We start from the raw sequence: 14,922 nt of genomic DNA, 5'->3' as shown, positions 1-14,922 counted from the left end.
ATAGTGATTTATTTATGTCAGGCAGCTACCACAGATTAGCAGAAACGTTTACCGGCTGACTGCCCCGCTCTTCTCCCGTACAAGGACCGCCGCCTTCACCATATTACGCAGTGCGGCTGTGGTCTCTTCCCATCCGCGAGTCTTCAATCCGCAGTCCGGATTAATCCAGAACTGCTGCACATCCAGAGCGCGGAGCGCCCGCTCGATAGCTGAAGTCATCTCCTCTACAACTGGAACCCGCGGACTGTGGATATCATACACTCCGAGTCCGATGCCCTTGTCATATTCCTGCTCCTCGAAGCTGACGATCAGCTCCCCGTGGCTGCGGGAGGTCTCAATTGAGATAACATCCGCGTCCATCGCCGAGATCGAACCAATCATGTCGTTGAATTCGCTGTAGCACATATGCGTATGCACCTGGGTCGTATCCTTGACATGGTTCGTCGCGATCCGGAACGATTTCACGGCCCAATTCAGGTAATGCTCATGATCTCCCGCCTTCAGCGGCAAGCCTTCGCGGATGGCCGGTTCATCGACCTGGATCATCTCAATGCCCGCCTCCTCCAGGGCTGTCACCTCATGGCGCAGCGCAAGTGCGATTTGCCCTGCAACGGCTTCACGGCTGAGATCATCGCGGACAAAGGACCAGTTCAGGATCGTGACCGGACCCGTCAGCATCCCCTTGACCGGCAGCTTCGTCAGCGACTGGGCATACAGGCTTTCTTTGACGGTCATCGGCTCGATAAAAGCAACATCGGCATAGATAACGGGCGGCTTCACGCAGCGTGAGCCATATGATTGAACCCAGCCGCCCCCGGTGAAGAGATAACCGGCCAGCTTCTCTCCGAAGAATTCGACCATATCCGTCCGCTCGAACTCACCATGTACCAGCACATCCAGCCCGAGCTCCTCCTGAAGGGTGATAGCCTCAGCGATTTGACGCTTGATGAACCCGTCATAACGCTCCTGGGTCCATACCCCCTTGCGCCACTTCAGCCGGGCCTGGCGGACCTCAGCCGTCTGCGGGAAGCTGCCGATGGTGGTTGTAGGCAGCAGCGGCAGACGCCACTTCTCCTGCTGAACCTTCACCCGCTCAGCAAAAGGAAGACCGCGGTTGTCCGGCAGCTTCTCCAACGAGCGTACCTGCTCAGCTACATCCTCACGCCCGCGTTCCGGGAGGGCACGGAATACAGCAAGCACTTCACGGGTTGCGGCCAGCTCCTCTGCATAACGTTCAGTGCCCCCGTCTGCAGCTGCAGCAATAAGAACCAGCTCCGCAAGCTTTTCATTGGCGAAGGCTAATGCATTCTTGACCGCAGATTTCAGCTTGTCTTCCCCTTCGACTGTAACCGGCACATGCAGCAGGCTCGAGGCGGGCTGGAGAATCAGCTGCTCTTGTGGCACATATTTCTGCAGTTCAGCAACCAGCTCCAGCTTGGCATCTATATCCGAACGCCAGATATTGCGTCCGTCGATAATTCCGGCAGCCAGGGTCTTATCCTGAGGCCAGCCCAGGCGGGCAATGGACTCCAGGTTCTTGCCTCCGTCATGGACGAAATCCAGGCCCAGGCCATGCACTGGCAATTCCAGCAATGCCTCCAGCGGCTCGGCAGCTTCGAAATAGGTCTGCAGAATAACATTAAGGCCCGGTACTGAAGCGGCGATCTCCCCGTAGATAGTCTTAAGCAACGCGATATCCTCTGCCGTTAAGCCCGTTACAATTGCCGGCTCGTCGATCTGTACCCAGGCCACGCCTTCCTGCTGCAGCTCCTGCAGCAGCTGTACGTATACCGGCAGGAAGCGGGCAGCAACTGCGGCTATTTCGGCAGCCGGGAATCCCTTAGACAGCTTGAGGAAGGTATAGAGCCCTACTATAACAGGCTTGCCTTCAATGCCTGCCCGTTCTTTGGCGAACCGGTAGGCAGCCAGCGGCTTATTCTCTGTCAGGACAGGTGTAATGCTGCCAATCTCAGGCACGATGTAATGGTAATTCGTATTGAACCATTTGGTCATCTCGCAGGCCGTAGCTCCCGCATTGCCGCGGGCCATGGCAAAGTACAGGTCGAGCGGAATCTCTCCGCCCTGATAACCGTAGCGCGCCGGTACAATGCCGAACATCGCTGCGGTATCCAGCACATGATCATAGAAGGTGAAGTCGCCCACCGGAATCAGCTCGATGCCGGCCTGCTGCTGGGTCTGCAAATGCTGGAGCTGAATTTCTTCCATCTGTGCGCGGAAATTCTGCTCATCTATTTTCCCGGCCCAGTAAGCCTCCAATGTCTTTTTCCATTCGCGGTTCTTGCCGATTCTCGGATAGCCGAGGCTGCTTGTCTTAATTCCTTTGCTCATTTATGTCCGCTCCTCTTGGGTTAAGTTAGGTGCTGCATCCTTAATCTGCTGCCATCTTACTTCACATTTTCTGCGGTCCGCAACAGATTCCGGGGAGTTTGGCTATACAGATTCCTTATAACAAAAGCAAATCCCCCCACAAAGCTGGGCTATAGCTTCGGGGGTCACTCATTTACTTCCCGGGGACCCCGAACATAATTAAAGCCGCACGCTCCAATGAAGGAGGTGCGGCTGTGGCAACCGTGCAGACGGCTCAGAACCAGATCAGGTAGACTACACCGGCGAGAATAATCCGGTAGATGGCGAAGGGCAGCAGCTTGATTCTGTTAATCAGCTTCAGGAAGAAACGCATCGACAACAGCGCGAACAGGAAGGCGCTGATAAAGCCGGCGATGAAGAACGGCAGGGCATCCAGCGTGAAGTACTGCCAATTCTTCAGCAGCGAAATCAGGCTCGCTCCGGCCATAATCGGCACAGCCATAATGAAGGTGAAATCGGCAGCCGCGCGGTGGCTCATCCCCAGCAGCACGCCGCCGGAAATCGTCGAGCCGGACCGTGAGAACCCCGGCCACAGGGAGACACACTGGATCAGTCCGACCGATAGCGCCTGCCTATATGTAATCTGGTCAACACTCTCTGTTTTGATGGTTTTGGGTGCAAACCGGTCGGCGCAGATCATAAATATGGCACCAACGACCAGTCCGATCAGCACTGTAGAAGTGGAAAATAAATGCTCATCAATGTAATCCTCGAACAGAAAACCGAAAATTCCGGCGGGAATCAGACCTACGATTACCTGGGCTAACTTCAGACGGCCTTCGGCAGGCGCCTGCGGCTGCCCCTCAGGCACCACCGTCAGCTCCTTGCGGCTGAATTTCTTCAGCCCGAGCAGATCGATGAACCGGTTACGGAAAATGATCACTACAGCAAGGATGGAGCCCAGCTGAATAACAACCTTGAACGTGTTCGCCGTATATTTTCCCAGAAATTCCTGAGATTTAAGCCACATATCATCCACAATGATCATATGACCTGTTGAGGATACCGGAGCAAATTCAGTCAGTCCTTCTACAATTCCCAGTATGATTGCTTTGACAATGGTCAGCAGCTCCATGGTTATCCTCCTTTGAATGTTGAAAAATTATCCCCGGACCTTGCCGGCATTCAGTCTTTTACGGTAATACAGGAATCCGAGCAACAAAAGTCCTGCAGCAATGATGGCATATACTACACTGGAATAGGTGCCGATAATACCGGCAATATCCTCCCACGACTCTCCAAGCGCGGCCCCCAGCAGCACCAGCAGCACATTCCAGCCTAATGTTCCGATCGTTGTAAACAGCATGAACACGCCGAATTTCATCCCGGACATCCCTGCGGGAATGGAGATCAGACTGCGTACGAGCGGAATCATCCGGCAGAAAAGCACGGTCCAGTAGCCGTATTTGTCAAACCAGGCGTCCGCCTTGCGGATATCCTTCCCGCTGATCCGCAGCAGGCCGCCCCAGCGGTCTACGATCCGCTCCAGTCTGTCCACATCCAGCATCCGTCCGATCCAGTACAGAATCACTGCACCCAGCAGTGAACCGGCGGTTGAAGCGATCAGCACGCCGGGAATCGTCATGTCAGTCGTAGTGGTCATGAATCCGCCGAAGGGGAGAATGACCTCTGAGGGAATGGGCGGAAATACATTCTCCAGCGCCAGCATCAGAAAGATGCCGAAGTATCCGAACTGCTCCATAAAATCCGTAATCCATGTTTGCATATGCGGGCCTCCTGTTTAGAGCAGATTTTTCTTGAGATTGCGTAAATAACGGCTGCGGATGAAGAAGAAATAGATTCCCTGGGCTGCCAGATATCCGGCCAGCACTGCCCCTGTCTCGGCTGCAATCGACAGATAGAACAGGCGCTGCAGGGCAATGAAAGCAAAGACGCTGTGCAATATGGCCAGCAGCACCGGAACGAAGAACATCAGGGCCAGCTGCTGGGTGACGCTGCGGTCCAGCTCCTGATCGGTGAAGCCCATTTTGGACAACGCAGAATACTGGAAACGGTCATGCTCCAGATCCATGTACAGCCGGAAATACAGGAAGCTTCCTGCCGCGATGAAGAAGACGGTCCCCACCAGGAGGGAAGCAAACAGCATCGTACTGTACAGCGTCCGCTGAATCTCAAATAGTGTTCCGCTGACCACGACAGCGTAATTTGCCTTCTGCTCATAGGCGACCTTGCCGCCGTCCGCAAGACTTGAAGCAATGCCTACCGTCCGGGGGAAATCCTCCATGTAAAAGCCGTAGTACATGTCCTGCTGGACCGGAACGATGGTGTTATAGAGACTGTCGCTGACCACCAGGCCGCTGAAATCTCCTCCGCCCCGCCCGTCCAGCTCCGGCAGCAGATATTCGGCAACCGGTACATGCTGTGTGTAGCCAACTTCCCGGATATCTGTTCCCTGCTCCAGCGTATAAGTGGCTTTGACACGCTCACTGATCAGGCTGCGGTCCCGCTGGGAGCCGATCATCACCAGACCGTCGTGTCCTTCCAGCGGAGGTTCAGAGGAATCGAAGCCGGCATATTGGAGAGCCAGCCTGTAGTCACTGTAAGCCATGAGCGGTAACCGTTCAGTATGGTCCGGTCCGCTCTGCGCGGCCACATCGACATATTTCACCGGGATCGACAAGGTATCATACGTTAGTCCCAACTGCTTCAGCTCCGACTCGATGCCGTCCAAATCCTGCACTGCCGTGGAACTGGCCGCTCCGCCTTTGGCGACGTAGCCTACGGCTGCGGGATAATCCAGCTTCAGCTCCCGTGACAGGGTATGGATCGACGCGAAAACACCCACCGAAGTGAAGGATACCGCCGAGACAATGGTCACCATGAAGAACATCCGCCCGTTATCCTTCCAGCGGTACGATAAACCCGAGAAGGTGATAATCCGCATCCGCTGCCAATAGAAGTGCCGGAATCTTCTCAGCTGTTCTACCACGTATAAACTCAGCTGTGTATAGAACAGGTAGGTACCCACAACCGTGATAGCCACTACCGGGAACATCATCACCTCCACCGTGGTGGCTGTAGTCAGCACTGCCAGCACATAACCGCCCAGCAGCAGCAGTGCGGAGAGCAGCGCCTGCCAGCGGTGAACGTGCGGCTCCGCATCTCCTCTGCGTCCGCCTTGGAACATTCCCCGCGGCGTCTCATTGCCGATAAAAAAGAAGGTGGACAGCGAGATCAGGACGAACAGCAGCACAAAGCTGATAATAGTCAGCACCGGTGCCTGCCAGCTTAGATGGAAATCCAGCGGGGGAATGCCGAGAAAGGCGGAGCCTATCATCAGGAACAGCTTGCCGAGCAGCATCCCGAGCAGTGTGCCGTTGAAGATCGCCGAGCCGCCGATCAGCATATTTTCCAGAAACACCATCTTGTTGAGCTGCTGCTTGGTCATGCCATGCATCAGCAGGATACCGAACTCCAGCTTGCGGGACTGCAGGAAGGAGCCGACGGATACCAGGACAAACAGCGAGCAGAAAACATAGATGATCCCTTCTGCCATCATCATTGTCTTAGCCGCAGTATCCAGGATGAGAGCTCCTGAAATTACCGGATGGAAGATAAACAAAGCGCACAGGAAGAAAATCATCACCGAAAAAGCACTGCTGACAAAGTAGGCAGCATACTTGCGCTTGCTCCGGGTTACATTCCTATAGGCGAATTGCCGAAAGGTCATGGCCGGCTCCTCCCAGCAGTGACAGCATGTCGATGATATTCTGGAAGAAGGCGGCTCTGCTGCTGCCCCGGTATATCTCGCTGTAGAAGCGGCCGTCTTTGATAAAAATCACCCGGTGGCAAAAGCTCGCTGCCACCGCGTCATGCGTAACCATCAGCACTGTCGCTCCTTCGGCTTCATTCACTTCAGCCAGCAGCCCCATCACTTCTTCCGACGCCTTGGAATCCAGACTGCCGGTGGGTTCATCCGCCAGAATCAGCGAAGGGCGGTGGATCATCGCCCGGGCAATCGCTACACGCTGCATCTGGCCTCCGGAGATTTCATAGGTGCGTTTGTGCAGCAGCCCGGCAATATCCAGCCTGGAAGCTACTTCAGCCAGCCGCTTTTCCATTTCCGCAACGGAACTCCCGCTTAGCGTCAGCGGCAGTACTACATTCTCTTCCACCGTAAGTGTGTCAAGAAGATTGAAGTGCTGGAACACAAAGCCCAGCTCCTTGCGGCGGAACAGTGCCTTCTCTTTGCGGGCCAGCAGATTCGGGTCCCTGCCGCTGATCATTACCTGGCCTGAGGTGGGTTCATCAATCGTCGCGATGACATTGAGCAGCGTGGTTTTGCCGCTGCCGGACGGGCCCATAATTCCGACGAATTCCCCCTTCTCTACGGCGAACCGGATATGGTTCAGCGCGTGAATGGATACCTTGCCTTCATATATTTTGGATAGATTGTGTACGTCTAATAGGGGCAAGGGCTACCGCTCCTCTTTCACCTGGATTGCTTACATTATACAAACTGTAAACTAATGCTGCTATTTCTGAAACTTACAGCTACCTTACAGTATTGTAAGCACAGTTGTAGTTGACAGTTGACAGTGCAGAGATAAGGCCTTATATTTAAATGCATGAGCATGCATGTATTTTTGTGGAGAGCCGATTTGTCACATAATCCCCCCCTGCCGCATGCCAATTCCAGATTGAACGAAGGAGCGCGACGAATAATGAAGGATCTGTTCACCCCCTATGAGATTAAGAGCCTGAAGCTGAAGAACCGGGTAGTTATGCCGCCCATGTGCCAGTATTCGGTCACCAATAAAGATGGAATCGCTACAGATTGGCATTATAACCATTATGTGAGCCGTGCAGTCGGCGGTGCCGGACTGATTATTGTAGAGATGGCTGATGTTGACCCGGATGGCCGTATCACCGACTATGATCTGGGACTCTGGTCCGATGAACAGATCCCTGCCCTGGCCCGGATCGTGGAGGCCAGCCATGCCTACGGTGCCAAAGTGGGGATTCAGGTCGCCCATGCCGGACGCAAGGCCGAGGATGCCGTGCTTCCTGTCTCCTCTTCCGCTATTCCTTTTGACGATAAGTCCACTACTCCGCATGCCTTGACTACGGAAGAAGTGAAAGCTATGGTAGGCAAATTCAAGCTGGGTGTGCAGCGGGCAGTCCAGGCCGGCTTCGATGTTATTGAACTGCATGGTGCCCACGGCTATCTGATTCACCAGTTCCACTCACCGCTGACCAACCAGAGAACGGATGAGTACGGACAGGACCGGACGCTGTTCGGCCGGGAAGTGATTGCTGCCGCGAAGAGCGTAATGCCTGAGGGTATGCCGCTGATCATGCGCATTTCCGCGCAGGAATACGTTGAGGGCGGCTACGGGCTCACCGAGAGCCTGGAAATCAGCAGAGCTTATAAGGAAGCCGGAGCGGATATCTTCCACATCAGTGCAGGGGGTGAAGGCCCGATAGCTGCAGCCGGCAGACCGGGCACCCATGCTGCCTATCAGGTGCCGCTGGCCAGAGCTATCAAGCAGGAGCTGAATGTTCCGGTGATTGCCGTCGGCCGGCTGGATGAAGCGGTACTCGCCAATGCGGTCATCGGCAATGAAGAGGCTGATCTCGTAGCGGTTGGACGGGGCATGCTGAGAAATCCTTACTGGACGCTGGAAGCTGGTGTAGTGCTCGGCAAAGACGCGGGTGTTCCCAAGCAGTATGAGTTCGGGTTTCCCCGTGCCGCCAAATAATTGAGCATTCCCTGCGGTGTCCTTCTCTTCTTCCAGATGATATACTAAAGTGAAATTTATATTCATGAATGGCATGCACCGGGAGGATTGATGACATGAAGAACACCCCTGCAAATGACCTGATAACCAGCTGGTTGTCACTCTCTCATATACAAATGAATGTTGCCGCTGCACTTGAAGCAGAGCTGGTGGAGAACTATCAGTTATCGCTCAAGGAGTTCTACGTACTGCTGTTTCTGTCCGAGGCACCCGAGAAGAAGCTGAAGCTGCAGCAGCTTGAGTCCATGGTCGGGCTGAGCCAGAGCGCCGTATCCCGGCTGGTCAGCCGGTTCGAAGCCAAAGGCTGCGGCGCGCTGGAGCGCAAGGTCTGTGATGATGACCGCAGAAGCATCTATACCTCTTTGACTGACATCGGTCAGAATAAGGTCGACCGGGCGCAGGTGACCGTAAATGAAGTGCTGCAGGAAGCCTTTCCTGTAGCCGATATACAGCAGCTGCTGGAACAGCTTGTGCAGCTGAAACAGCAATAGACCCGGGCAGAGCGCCTGCCGGGTGAACCCGCCGTCCCTTACAGGGGCGGCGGGTTTTTGATATGCACCGAACCTGATACGCCCATTGAGCATACAACGTACTAAACGAAGAATAGCGGGGTGTACGCATGTTGTTCACGGTTATGCAGCTGATTGGCGGTATCATTCTCTCTGTGGGCTGGATTCCACAAATTCTGCAAATCATCAAGACCCGGTCTGTCGCAGACCTTAGCCTGAAGTCCTACCTGCTGATGCTGCTGGGCATCGCCCTTATGGAAGCCTATGCGGTTAACCTGGCCGCTCAGGGGGTCGGGCTCGCTTTTCTGATTACCAATACCCTGTCGCTGGCGGTCGTATCAACGGTCGTCCTCCTGATTATCCGCTACCGGGCCGGCAGCAGGTAGAGCCGAACTGCCTCCCGCTTGTATCAAAATATAATCCGCACTGCCGTCCCCTTGCCCACCTCCGAGGTAATCTCCACCTCATGCTCCAGCTTGCCGCAGATCTGCTTCACCAGATACAGCCCCATGCCGGTGGATTCCTGAAAGCTGCGCCCGTTGACGCCGGTAAAATAAGGATCGAATACCCGCGGCAGGTCACCCGGAGGGATGCCCACGCCTTCATCGCGCACCTCCAGCACAGCCCTGCCCTGCTCCTCTAAATACCCGTGGAAATGCACAAACTTCCCCTCCTCCACTGTATAGCGCAGGGCATTGGTTATCAGCTGGGTTATGACGAAGGACAGCCATTTCTCGTCTGAGGTAATCGAAATCCCGCTCTCCACAGAAATCACCGGAAACACCCGCTTACGGATGAACAGCCGTTTCTGTTCCGAGGTCACGCTCCGCACCACTGCCGAGAGCTCCAGCCGCTCGACATAGAAATCATGCTCAAAGGTATCCAGCCGGGCGCTGTAGAGCACCGTTTCCAGACCTTTCTTCAGACGGTCCAGCTCATCGCCGATGGCCGTGAACGGAGGCCCGTCTTTATCCTGTATCATCAGATGAATCACCGAAAGCGGCGTCTTCATGCCATGCACCCATTGGTTGATGAAGTGAATATGCTCCTCCAGCTTGTGGCGGTAGTTGTGCAGGTCGTTCTGGTATAGCCGGAACTGCTGGGCCAGCAGCATACGCAGACTCCCGGCTAAAGGCGTGTTCTGCGCCGGCCCGCCGGATTCCTCGAGCGATACCGGCACCGTCATAAGCCGCTCATAGAACGTACGGTTTGCGAGATACCGGTAGGCAAGATAACCCAGCAGCAGAATTGTACTGAGCAGCGCCGCGTACAGGCTCACCGTGACTCCGCTTCCCCCGTCCAGACGGTAGACAAGTGTAATCATCATAAGCTGGGCCAGATAGACTATGATCAAAGGCGATTGTTCCCGCATGAACAGCTTCATGTTACCCCTCCTCCCAATTCCCGGTGAGCCTGTACCCTTGACCGCGCACCGTCTGCAGCCCCTCCATAATGTCCAGCGCAGCCAGCTTCTTGCGTACCCGGGTTACGTAGACGTTCAGCGTGTTGTCATCCACAAAAGCTTCGGTATCCCAAATCTTCTCCAGCAGCCGGTCACGTGTAACGAGGGTACCGGATTTCTGCATCAGCTCATCGAGAATCTTGGCCTCGGTGTGGCTCAGGTCGATTCTGGCCCCGCCCCGCGTCAGGATCAGCCGTTCTACATCCAGCATCAGTCCCGAGACAGTGAGGCTGCGTTCCGTGCCGCCCCCGGCATAGGAGCCATAAGCGCGGCGCAGGTGGCTTTTGATTTTGGCCATCGCAATCTCGTAATCAAAGGGTTTCGTAATATAATCATCCGCGCCATTCTCCAGCGCCATGACCTGATCCATCTTCCCGTCGCGTGCGGAGATGAACAGAATGGGACAGGTTGAGACCGCACGGATCTGGCGGCACCAATAATATCCGTCGAATTTGGGCAGGTTCACATCCAGCAGCACCAGCTGCGGGGCGAACGCCTCGAACTCGGTCCGTACCGCTTCAAAATCATGCACCGCCCGTGTTTCGTATCCAAACTTATGTAAGTAGTCCTGGAGCAGGGTTACCAGTCCCTTGTCATCCTCAATGATAAATATTTTGAACATCATAGCCCTCCGGTTGCCGCCTTAGGTAGTCTAAGGGGTTTGCCCCATAATATATACAGTACCTGCGTTCCAGTCAAATCTGCGGTATACTTTCCGGGAAGCGGTGAATGCCAGTGCAATTCCTGTTTCGAAAAAACAACGGGCTTAACGACCGTTACGGAGGTACACCGTATGAAGCAAAACAAATATGATGAGGCCAGCTTTTTTGAAAATTACAGCCGGATGCCGCGCTCCACAGGCGGACTTGAGTCCGCCGGAGAATGGGGGACTTTCCGCACGCTGCTGCCTGACCTGCAGGGTCAGCGGGTACTGGATCTGGGCTGCGGCTTCGGCTGGCACTGCCGGTATGCCCGTGAGCAAGGGGCCGTATCTGTAGTGGGCATCGATCTTTCTGCGAATATGCTGGAGCGGGCCAGGGCAATGACCCGCGATCCGAAGATTGAATACCTCCAGCTGGCAATTGAAGATGCCGCTTTCGGTGCGGATGAATTCGATACAGTCATCAGTTCACTTGCCATTCACTATGTAGAGGATTTCGCCAGCCTCTGCCGCCTGGTATACTATTGCCTGAAGCCTGGCGGAGCCTTCGTGTTCTCGGTCGAGCATCCCATCTTCACCGCGCTCGCCGCGCAGGATTGGCATTACGGTCCTGAAGGCGGGAAGCAGCATTGGCCTGTTGACAATTATCATCTCGAAGGGCCGAGGCAGGCCAAGTTCCTTGATCATGCAGTCACGAAGTACCACCGTAATGTTGCTACCTACATTAATACGCTGATCGGTTCCGGCTTCACCCTGACCCGGATCTCCGAGCTGCAGCCGACTGCGGATATGCTGGAGAACAATGCTGCCTGGCAGGAGGAAACCCGGCGTCCGATGTTCCTGCTGCTGTCTGCGGTGAAGAATTAGCGGGTATAGCGTGCGTTTGAGAAACAAAGTTGCTTCGAAGGCGAGGCTGGATGGAGCTCCAGAGGCGAGGCTGAGCTCAGTATGCGCGCATTTGCTCCAGCAGAGGCCGGTGGGTTCTTCATAACTCACTCATCAGCATGTGGGGAGGACTGAGATTCCGTTATTTGTGCAAAACGGGTGATTTCACAGGGCAAGCGGACTCAGATTCCGTTATGGGTCCTGTTATCCCTCCTTTTGAGCTGAAATTCACAGGATAACGGAATTCCAGTCCGTTTCATCCGCAAAAGAAAGCCTTTCCGGGAAATAGCGGCCTCTCAGTCCGCTTCCCTCCACAGACCAAACAGCCGCCTCCCGGGGAATCCGGCGAGGCGGCTGTTGCACTTACCAGGGAATCCCGTGAAGCTGCTGCTGCGTTCCGCGGAACCCTGCGAGGCGGCAAATTGTTACGGTTGAATTTGGATTGCCGGCTTATTTCATCGCCGCTCCATTTACTTGCCGTCCAGCAGATTGCCCAACCCGCCGAGGATGCTGCCCTCTTCCTTGCGCCCGGAAGGTCCGGCGGCCGACAGAATACGGTCAGCCATCCGGCTGAACGGCAGCGACTGCACCCACACCTTGCCCGGTCCGCGCAGGGTGGCGAAGAACAGGCCTTCGCCGCCGAAGAGCGCAGTCTTCACACCTTTGACCATCTCGATATTATAATCGACAGAGGATGTCATGGCGACGAGACAGCCGGTGTCGAGCTTGATAGTCTCTCCAGGCTGCAGCGTCCGCTCCAGCACATGACCTCCGGAGTGAACGAAGGAGAGTCCGTCTCCTTCGAGCTTTTGCATGATGAAGCCTTCACCGCCGAAGAAACCCGCCCCCAGCCTGCGCTGGAATTCAATGCCGATCGACACGCCTTTGGCTGCGCAGAGGAAGGAATCCTTCTGGCAGATGATTTTGCCGCCGTATTGCTGAAGATCCAGCGGAATAATCTTGCCCGGGTACGGAGCGGCAAAGGTTACGCTTTTCCGTCCATATGCCCCGCTGTGCGTGAAGACGGTCATGAACAGGCTTTCCCCGGTCAGCAGCCGTTTGCCTGCACCCTTCAGCATGCCCATCAGTCCGCCTCCGCCCCGCGAGTTGCCGCTGCCGTCACCAAAGATCGTCTCCATCGTAATCTCCGGGTCCATCATCATGAAGCTGCCCGCTTCGGCGATCACGCTCTCCCCCGGGTCGAGCTGCACCTCCACACACTGAATTTCCTCACCCATAATCGCATAGTCAATTTCGTGAGCACTCATTCCCTTACATCCTCCCTCTACATTCTGAGCATAGTGTAACCTCGGGCCTTGCAGTTTGAATGAAATATATACGCGCGCTCACACCTCACGGTTTCAGTATCCGGGGACACCCGGGAGGTGAATGTGCGAACTGTGGCGCAGACGAATATGTACACATTTTACCGAAAACAAATTAACAGAGGATAATATGCAAAAATGTTACAGATATTACAACTTCGATTCACTGATACTGGGGTGTGCGGACGAATTGTTGTAGGAAATACAAGAATCCTCTCGGTAATCGGCTTGGAGGGGGGCAGAATGCTGCATTTCATACAACAATTTCCGGTTACGGTCGATATAACGGGCGGAATGTTGTATTCTGTGCAGGATTTCTCAAAAAAAAAAAAGACCAGCTGGACTTAAGTCCGCTGACCTTTCATCATCCCCGTATACGGGGTTCACATTGCATTGTTCACATTCACCGCGCCATCCTGAGTCTTGGCTAGTGGAGATGAAATCTTCGGAGCCTTGACCAGCTTCGGTCTGCCCAGAGAGGTTGTAAAAGTAATCACATATCCGGCCACAACTACAGCCATCACTGTGTACAGGGTCTCTCTTAACGGCATATAGAAGAGGGACAATGCCAGAACAATTACATCCATCAGGATAAATACGGTTCCTACCTTAATTCCTTTCCATTCACTGATCAGCAGCGACAGAATATCGTCCCCGCCGCTCGCCCCGCCGCCTCGCAGGACCATACCTGCTCCTAGACCTGTCAGTACACCTGACAACAATGCCGCAAGCGGCAAGTTATCCTGCAGATCAATAACCCATCCGGAATAGCGTTCCATCAGTCCGTAGAATACCGTGAAGGCTGCTACAGAGATGAAGGTGTTTACCACGAACGATTTTCCTTTGAATATGATTGCGATTAAGAGTACTGGAATGTCTAAAATCAGGATCGATAGTGATGGTGAAATCCCCAGCACATATTTGCCGAGCAGCGACAGCCCTACGAACCCGCCCTCAGTCAAATGGTTCTGATAATTGATGTGATAATACGTAAATGCAAGCAATAGTGTTCCGGACAAAATAACGGCTAATCGGAGCGGCATACTCATGCCACTGTCTTGTTTCCTCATACTCGGTCTCCCCTTATCGTAAATGGCGGCTAGACGTCCCACCAGCCTCTACGAGGGGTTAAACCGGAGGTGTTGCTCCTTCGCATACAATACTCCCTTCCCTCATAGAGGCGGCCATCGTCAATTAACAACGGTACTCGCACATTCTACAGGGAAGCTAAGTATAAGACAGATCATAACGTTTCCAAATCGTCCTTTGGGGAATCGTCCTTCGGGGACACATGGTATCCTGATCCTTTCTTTAGTTTGATATGTTCTGAATAGATTATACCACGCGGAAGGGGCAGTCTAAACAGTTTCCATTAAAAATAAGCAATCAGCCCTGATTCCGCAGCAAACGGTTGACAGTTTCCCGGCGTACACCTATTAATTGCCCGATCTCTTCCTGTGTCAGCAGATCTGTCAGCTGTGCGCCATGAGAGTATTCGTTCAGCCAGCGGGTCAGCAGCGCCATGCGTTCCCCGGGCGTTCCGACTGTAAGATGGTCGAGCCGTGTCTGCATGAACCGCACCTTCTCCTGGAGCAGAAGCGCGATCTCCATCACCTTCTCAGGGTCCTCCCGCAGCTCCCGGTACCATTCCGCAGCGGGAATGAGCTCGACTTCACTTTTCATCATCGCCACCGCTGTTCCATGCGCCTCCTTCGGCGAAATGAGGGAATGATGGGGAACTGTCTCACCCGGATACAGCAGGTTGAACAGCACCATGTTCCCGTTCTCATGCAGTCTTGTCACCTTGAACAGTCCGCTTTTCACCCGGTACAGGTTCTGGCCGCCGTCACCCTGACGGAACAAGACTTCCCCTTTGTGCAGAATCATTTCGCATTCTCCTTTGCCTTCTCTTTATATATATTTTTAATTA

Annotated in this window: 14 protein-coding genes; 4 read left to right on the top strand and 10 right to left on the bottom strand. The window is 54.3% G+C overall.

Annotation, left to right across the window (positions count from 1 at the left end):
• Window positions 1-48: 48 nt before the first annotated feature.
• The 5 genes from metE to NSU14_RS08125 all read right to left on the bottom strand — a co-directional run bounded on the left by metE (window position 49) and on the right by NSU14_RS08125 (window position 6,824).
• Window positions 49-2,349, bottom strand: a complete 2,301-nt coding sequence (gene metE / locus NSU14_RS08145; protein WP_042138781.1) for a 5-methyltetrahydropteroyltriglutamate--homocysteine S-methyltransferase — start codon at window positions 2,347-2,349, stop codon at window positions 49-51.
• 253 nt (window positions 2,350-2,602) lie between these two features.
• Window positions 2,603-3,463, bottom strand: a complete 861-nt coding sequence (locus NSU14_RS08140; protein WP_042138782.1) for an undecaprenyl-diphosphate phosphatase — start codon at window positions 3,461-3,463, stop codon at window positions 2,603-2,605.
• A gap of 27 nt (window positions 3,464-3,490) precedes the next feature.
• Entirely contained in the window at window positions 3,491-4,114 is a 624-nt protein-coding gene (locus NSU14_RS08135; protein WP_039295402.1) for a DedA family protein, read from the bottom strand.
• A gap of 15 nt (window positions 4,115-4,129) precedes the next feature.
• Complete coding sequence (locus tag NSU14_RS08130) at window positions 4,130-6,079, bottom strand: FtsX-like permease family protein (protein WP_042138783.1); 1,950 nt, start codon at window positions 6,077-6,079, stop codon at window positions 4,130-4,132.
• Window positions 6,054-6,824: an ABC transporter ATP-binding protein gene (locus NSU14_RS08125; RefSeq protein ID WP_042138784.1), complete on the bottom strand. Its 771-nt coding sequence runs from the start codon at window positions 6,822-6,824 to the stop codon at window positions 6,054-6,056. Before NSU14_RS08125 ends, NSU14_RS08130 begins: the two co-directional genes overlap by 26 nt.
• Window positions 6,825-7,073: 249 nt before the next feature.
• Here NSU14_RS08125 and NSU14_RS08120 point away from each other — a divergent pair, with 249 nt between their 5' ends.
• The 3 genes from NSU14_RS08120 to NSU14_RS08110 all read left to right on the top strand — a co-directional run bounded on the left by NSU14_RS08120 (window position 7,074) and on the right by NSU14_RS08110 (window position 9,045).
• Window positions 7,074-8,111, top strand: a complete 1,038-nt coding sequence (locus tag NSU14_RS08120) for an NADH:flavin oxidoreductase/NADH oxidase (protein ID WP_042138785.1) — start codon at window positions 7,074-7,076, stop codon at window positions 8,109-8,111.
• Window positions 8,112-8,206: 95 nt separating this feature from the next.
• Complete coding sequence (locus tag NSU14_RS08115; RefSeq protein WP_042138786.1) at window positions 8,207-8,641, top strand: MarR family winged helix-turn-helix transcriptional regulator; 435 nt, start codon at window positions 8,207-8,209, stop codon at window positions 8,639-8,641.
• A 128-nt stretch (window positions 8,642-8,769) separates the two neighbouring features.
• The gene (locus tag NSU14_RS08110; RefSeq protein WP_039295394.1) at window positions 8,770-9,045 is read left to right on the top strand and encodes a PQ-loop domain-containing transporter; all 276 of its coding nucleotides are present in this window, start codon (window positions 8,770-8,772) and stop codon (window positions 9,043-9,045) included.
• 23 nt (window positions 9,046-9,068) lie between these two features.
• On the opposite strand, the gene NSU14_RS08105 is transcribed toward NSU14_RS08110, so the two are convergent.
• Both NSU14_RS08105 and NSU14_RS08100 read right to left on the bottom strand, forming a co-directional pair.
• Window positions 9,069-10,043 (bottom strand): sensor histidine kinase, encoded by a 975-nt coding sequence (locus NSU14_RS08105; RefSeq protein WP_076245682.1) that lies wholly within the window; start codon window positions 10,041-10,043, stop codon window positions 9,069-9,071.
• A 1-nt stretch (window position 10,044) separates the two neighbouring features.
• The gene (locus NSU14_RS08100) at window positions 10,045-10,743 is read right to left on the bottom strand and encodes a response regulator transcription factor (protein ID WP_039295391.1); all 699 of its coding nucleotides are present in this window, start codon (window positions 10,741-10,743) and stop codon (window positions 10,045-10,047) included.
• Between the two features lie 171 nt (window positions 10,744-10,914).
• Between NSU14_RS08100 and NSU14_RS08095 the strand changes: the two genes are divergently transcribed.
• Window positions 10,915-11,649: a class I SAM-dependent methyltransferase gene (locus NSU14_RS08095; protein ID WP_340944091.1), complete on the top strand. Its 735-nt coding sequence runs from the start codon at window positions 10,915-10,917 to the stop codon at window positions 11,647-11,649.
• A gap of 488 nt (window positions 11,650-12,137) precedes the next feature.
• On the opposite strand, the gene NSU14_RS08090 is transcribed toward NSU14_RS08095, so the two are convergent.
• The 3 genes from NSU14_RS08090 to NSU14_RS08080 form a co-directional block, all read right to left on the bottom strand.
• Window positions 12,138-12,935: a TIGR00266 family protein gene (locus NSU14_RS08090; protein WP_039295387.1), complete on the bottom strand. Its 798-nt coding sequence runs from the start codon at window positions 12,933-12,935 to the stop codon at window positions 12,138-12,140.
• Window positions 12,936-13,375: 440 nt separating this feature from the next.
• Window positions 13,376-14,062, bottom strand: a complete 687-nt coding sequence (locus tag NSU14_RS08085; RefSeq protein ID WP_076245687.1) for a YitT family protein — start codon at window positions 14,060-14,062, stop codon at window positions 13,376-13,378.
• Window positions 14,063-14,378: 316 nt separating this feature from the next.
• Window positions 14,379-14,879 carry a Crp/Fnr family transcriptional regulator gene (locus tag NSU14_RS08080; protein WP_042138790.1) on the bottom strand — a complete coding sequence of 167 codons (501 nt, stop codon included), beginning with the start codon at window positions 14,877-14,879 and terminating at the stop codon, window positions 14,379-14,381.
• Window positions 14,880-14,922 lie beyond the last annotated feature (43 nt).

Source organism: Paenibacillus sp. FSL R10-2771, from assembly GCF_038000205.1.
In the GTDB taxonomy this organism is placed as follows: domain Bacteria; phylum Bacillota; class Bacilli; order Paenibacillales; family Paenibacillaceae; genus Paenibacillus_AQ; species Paenibacillus_AQ phytohabitans.
This window is presented reverse-complemented; position numbering and strand designations above follow the sequence as displayed.

Bases quoted from the DNA above. Each gene is read 5' to 3' on its own strand.
- metE (WP_042138781.1), bottom strand. From the start codon at position 2,349: ATGAGCAAAGGAATTAAGACAAGCAGCCTCGGCTATCCGAGAATCGGC.
- NSU14_RS08140 (WP_042138782.1), bottom strand. From the start codon at position 3,463: ATGGAGCTGCTGACCATTGTCAAAGCAATCATACTGGGAATTGTAGAA.
- NSU14_RS08135 (WP_039295402.1), bottom strand. From the start codon at position 4,114: ATGCAAACATGGATTACGGATTTTATGGAGCAGTTCGGATACTTCGGC.
- NSU14_RS08130 (WP_042138783.1), bottom strand. From the start codon at position 6,079: ATGACCTTTCGGCAATTCGCCTATAGGAATGTAACCCGGAGCAAGCGC.
- NSU14_RS08120 (WP_042138785.1), top strand. From the start codon at position 7,074: ATGAAGGATCTGTTCACCCCCTATGAGATTAAGAGCCTGAAGCTGAAG.
- NSU14_RS08115 (WP_042138786.1), top strand. From the start codon at position 8,207: ATGAAGAACACCCCTGCAAATGACCTGATAACCAGCTGGTTGTCACTC.
- NSU14_RS08110 (WP_039295394.1), top strand. From the start codon at position 8,770: ATGTTGTTCACGGTTATGCAGCTGATTGGCGGTATCATTCTCTCTGTG.
- NSU14_RS08105 (WP_076245682.1), bottom strand. From the start codon at position 10,043: ATGAAGCTGTTCATGCGGGAACAATCGCCTTTGATCATAGTCTATCTG.
- NSU14_RS08100 (WP_039295391.1), bottom strand. From the start codon at position 10,743: ATGTTCAAAATATTTATCATTGAGGATGACAAGGGACTGGTAACCCTG.
- NSU14_RS08095 (WP_340944091.1), top strand. From the start codon at position 10,915: ATGAAGCAAAACAAATATGATGAGGCCAGCTTTTTTGAAAATTACAGC.
- NSU14_RS08090 (WP_039295387.1), bottom strand. From the start codon at position 12,935: ATGAGTGCTCACGAAATTGACTATGCGATTATGGGTGAGGAAATTCAG.
- NSU14_RS08085 (WP_076245687.1), bottom strand. From the start codon at position 14,062: ATGAGGAAACAAGACAGTGGCATGAGTATGCCGCTCCGATTAGCCGTT.
- NSU14_RS08080 (WP_042138790.1), bottom strand. From the start codon at position 14,879: ATGATTCTGCACAAAGGGGAAGTCTTGTTCCGTCAGGGTGACGGCGGC.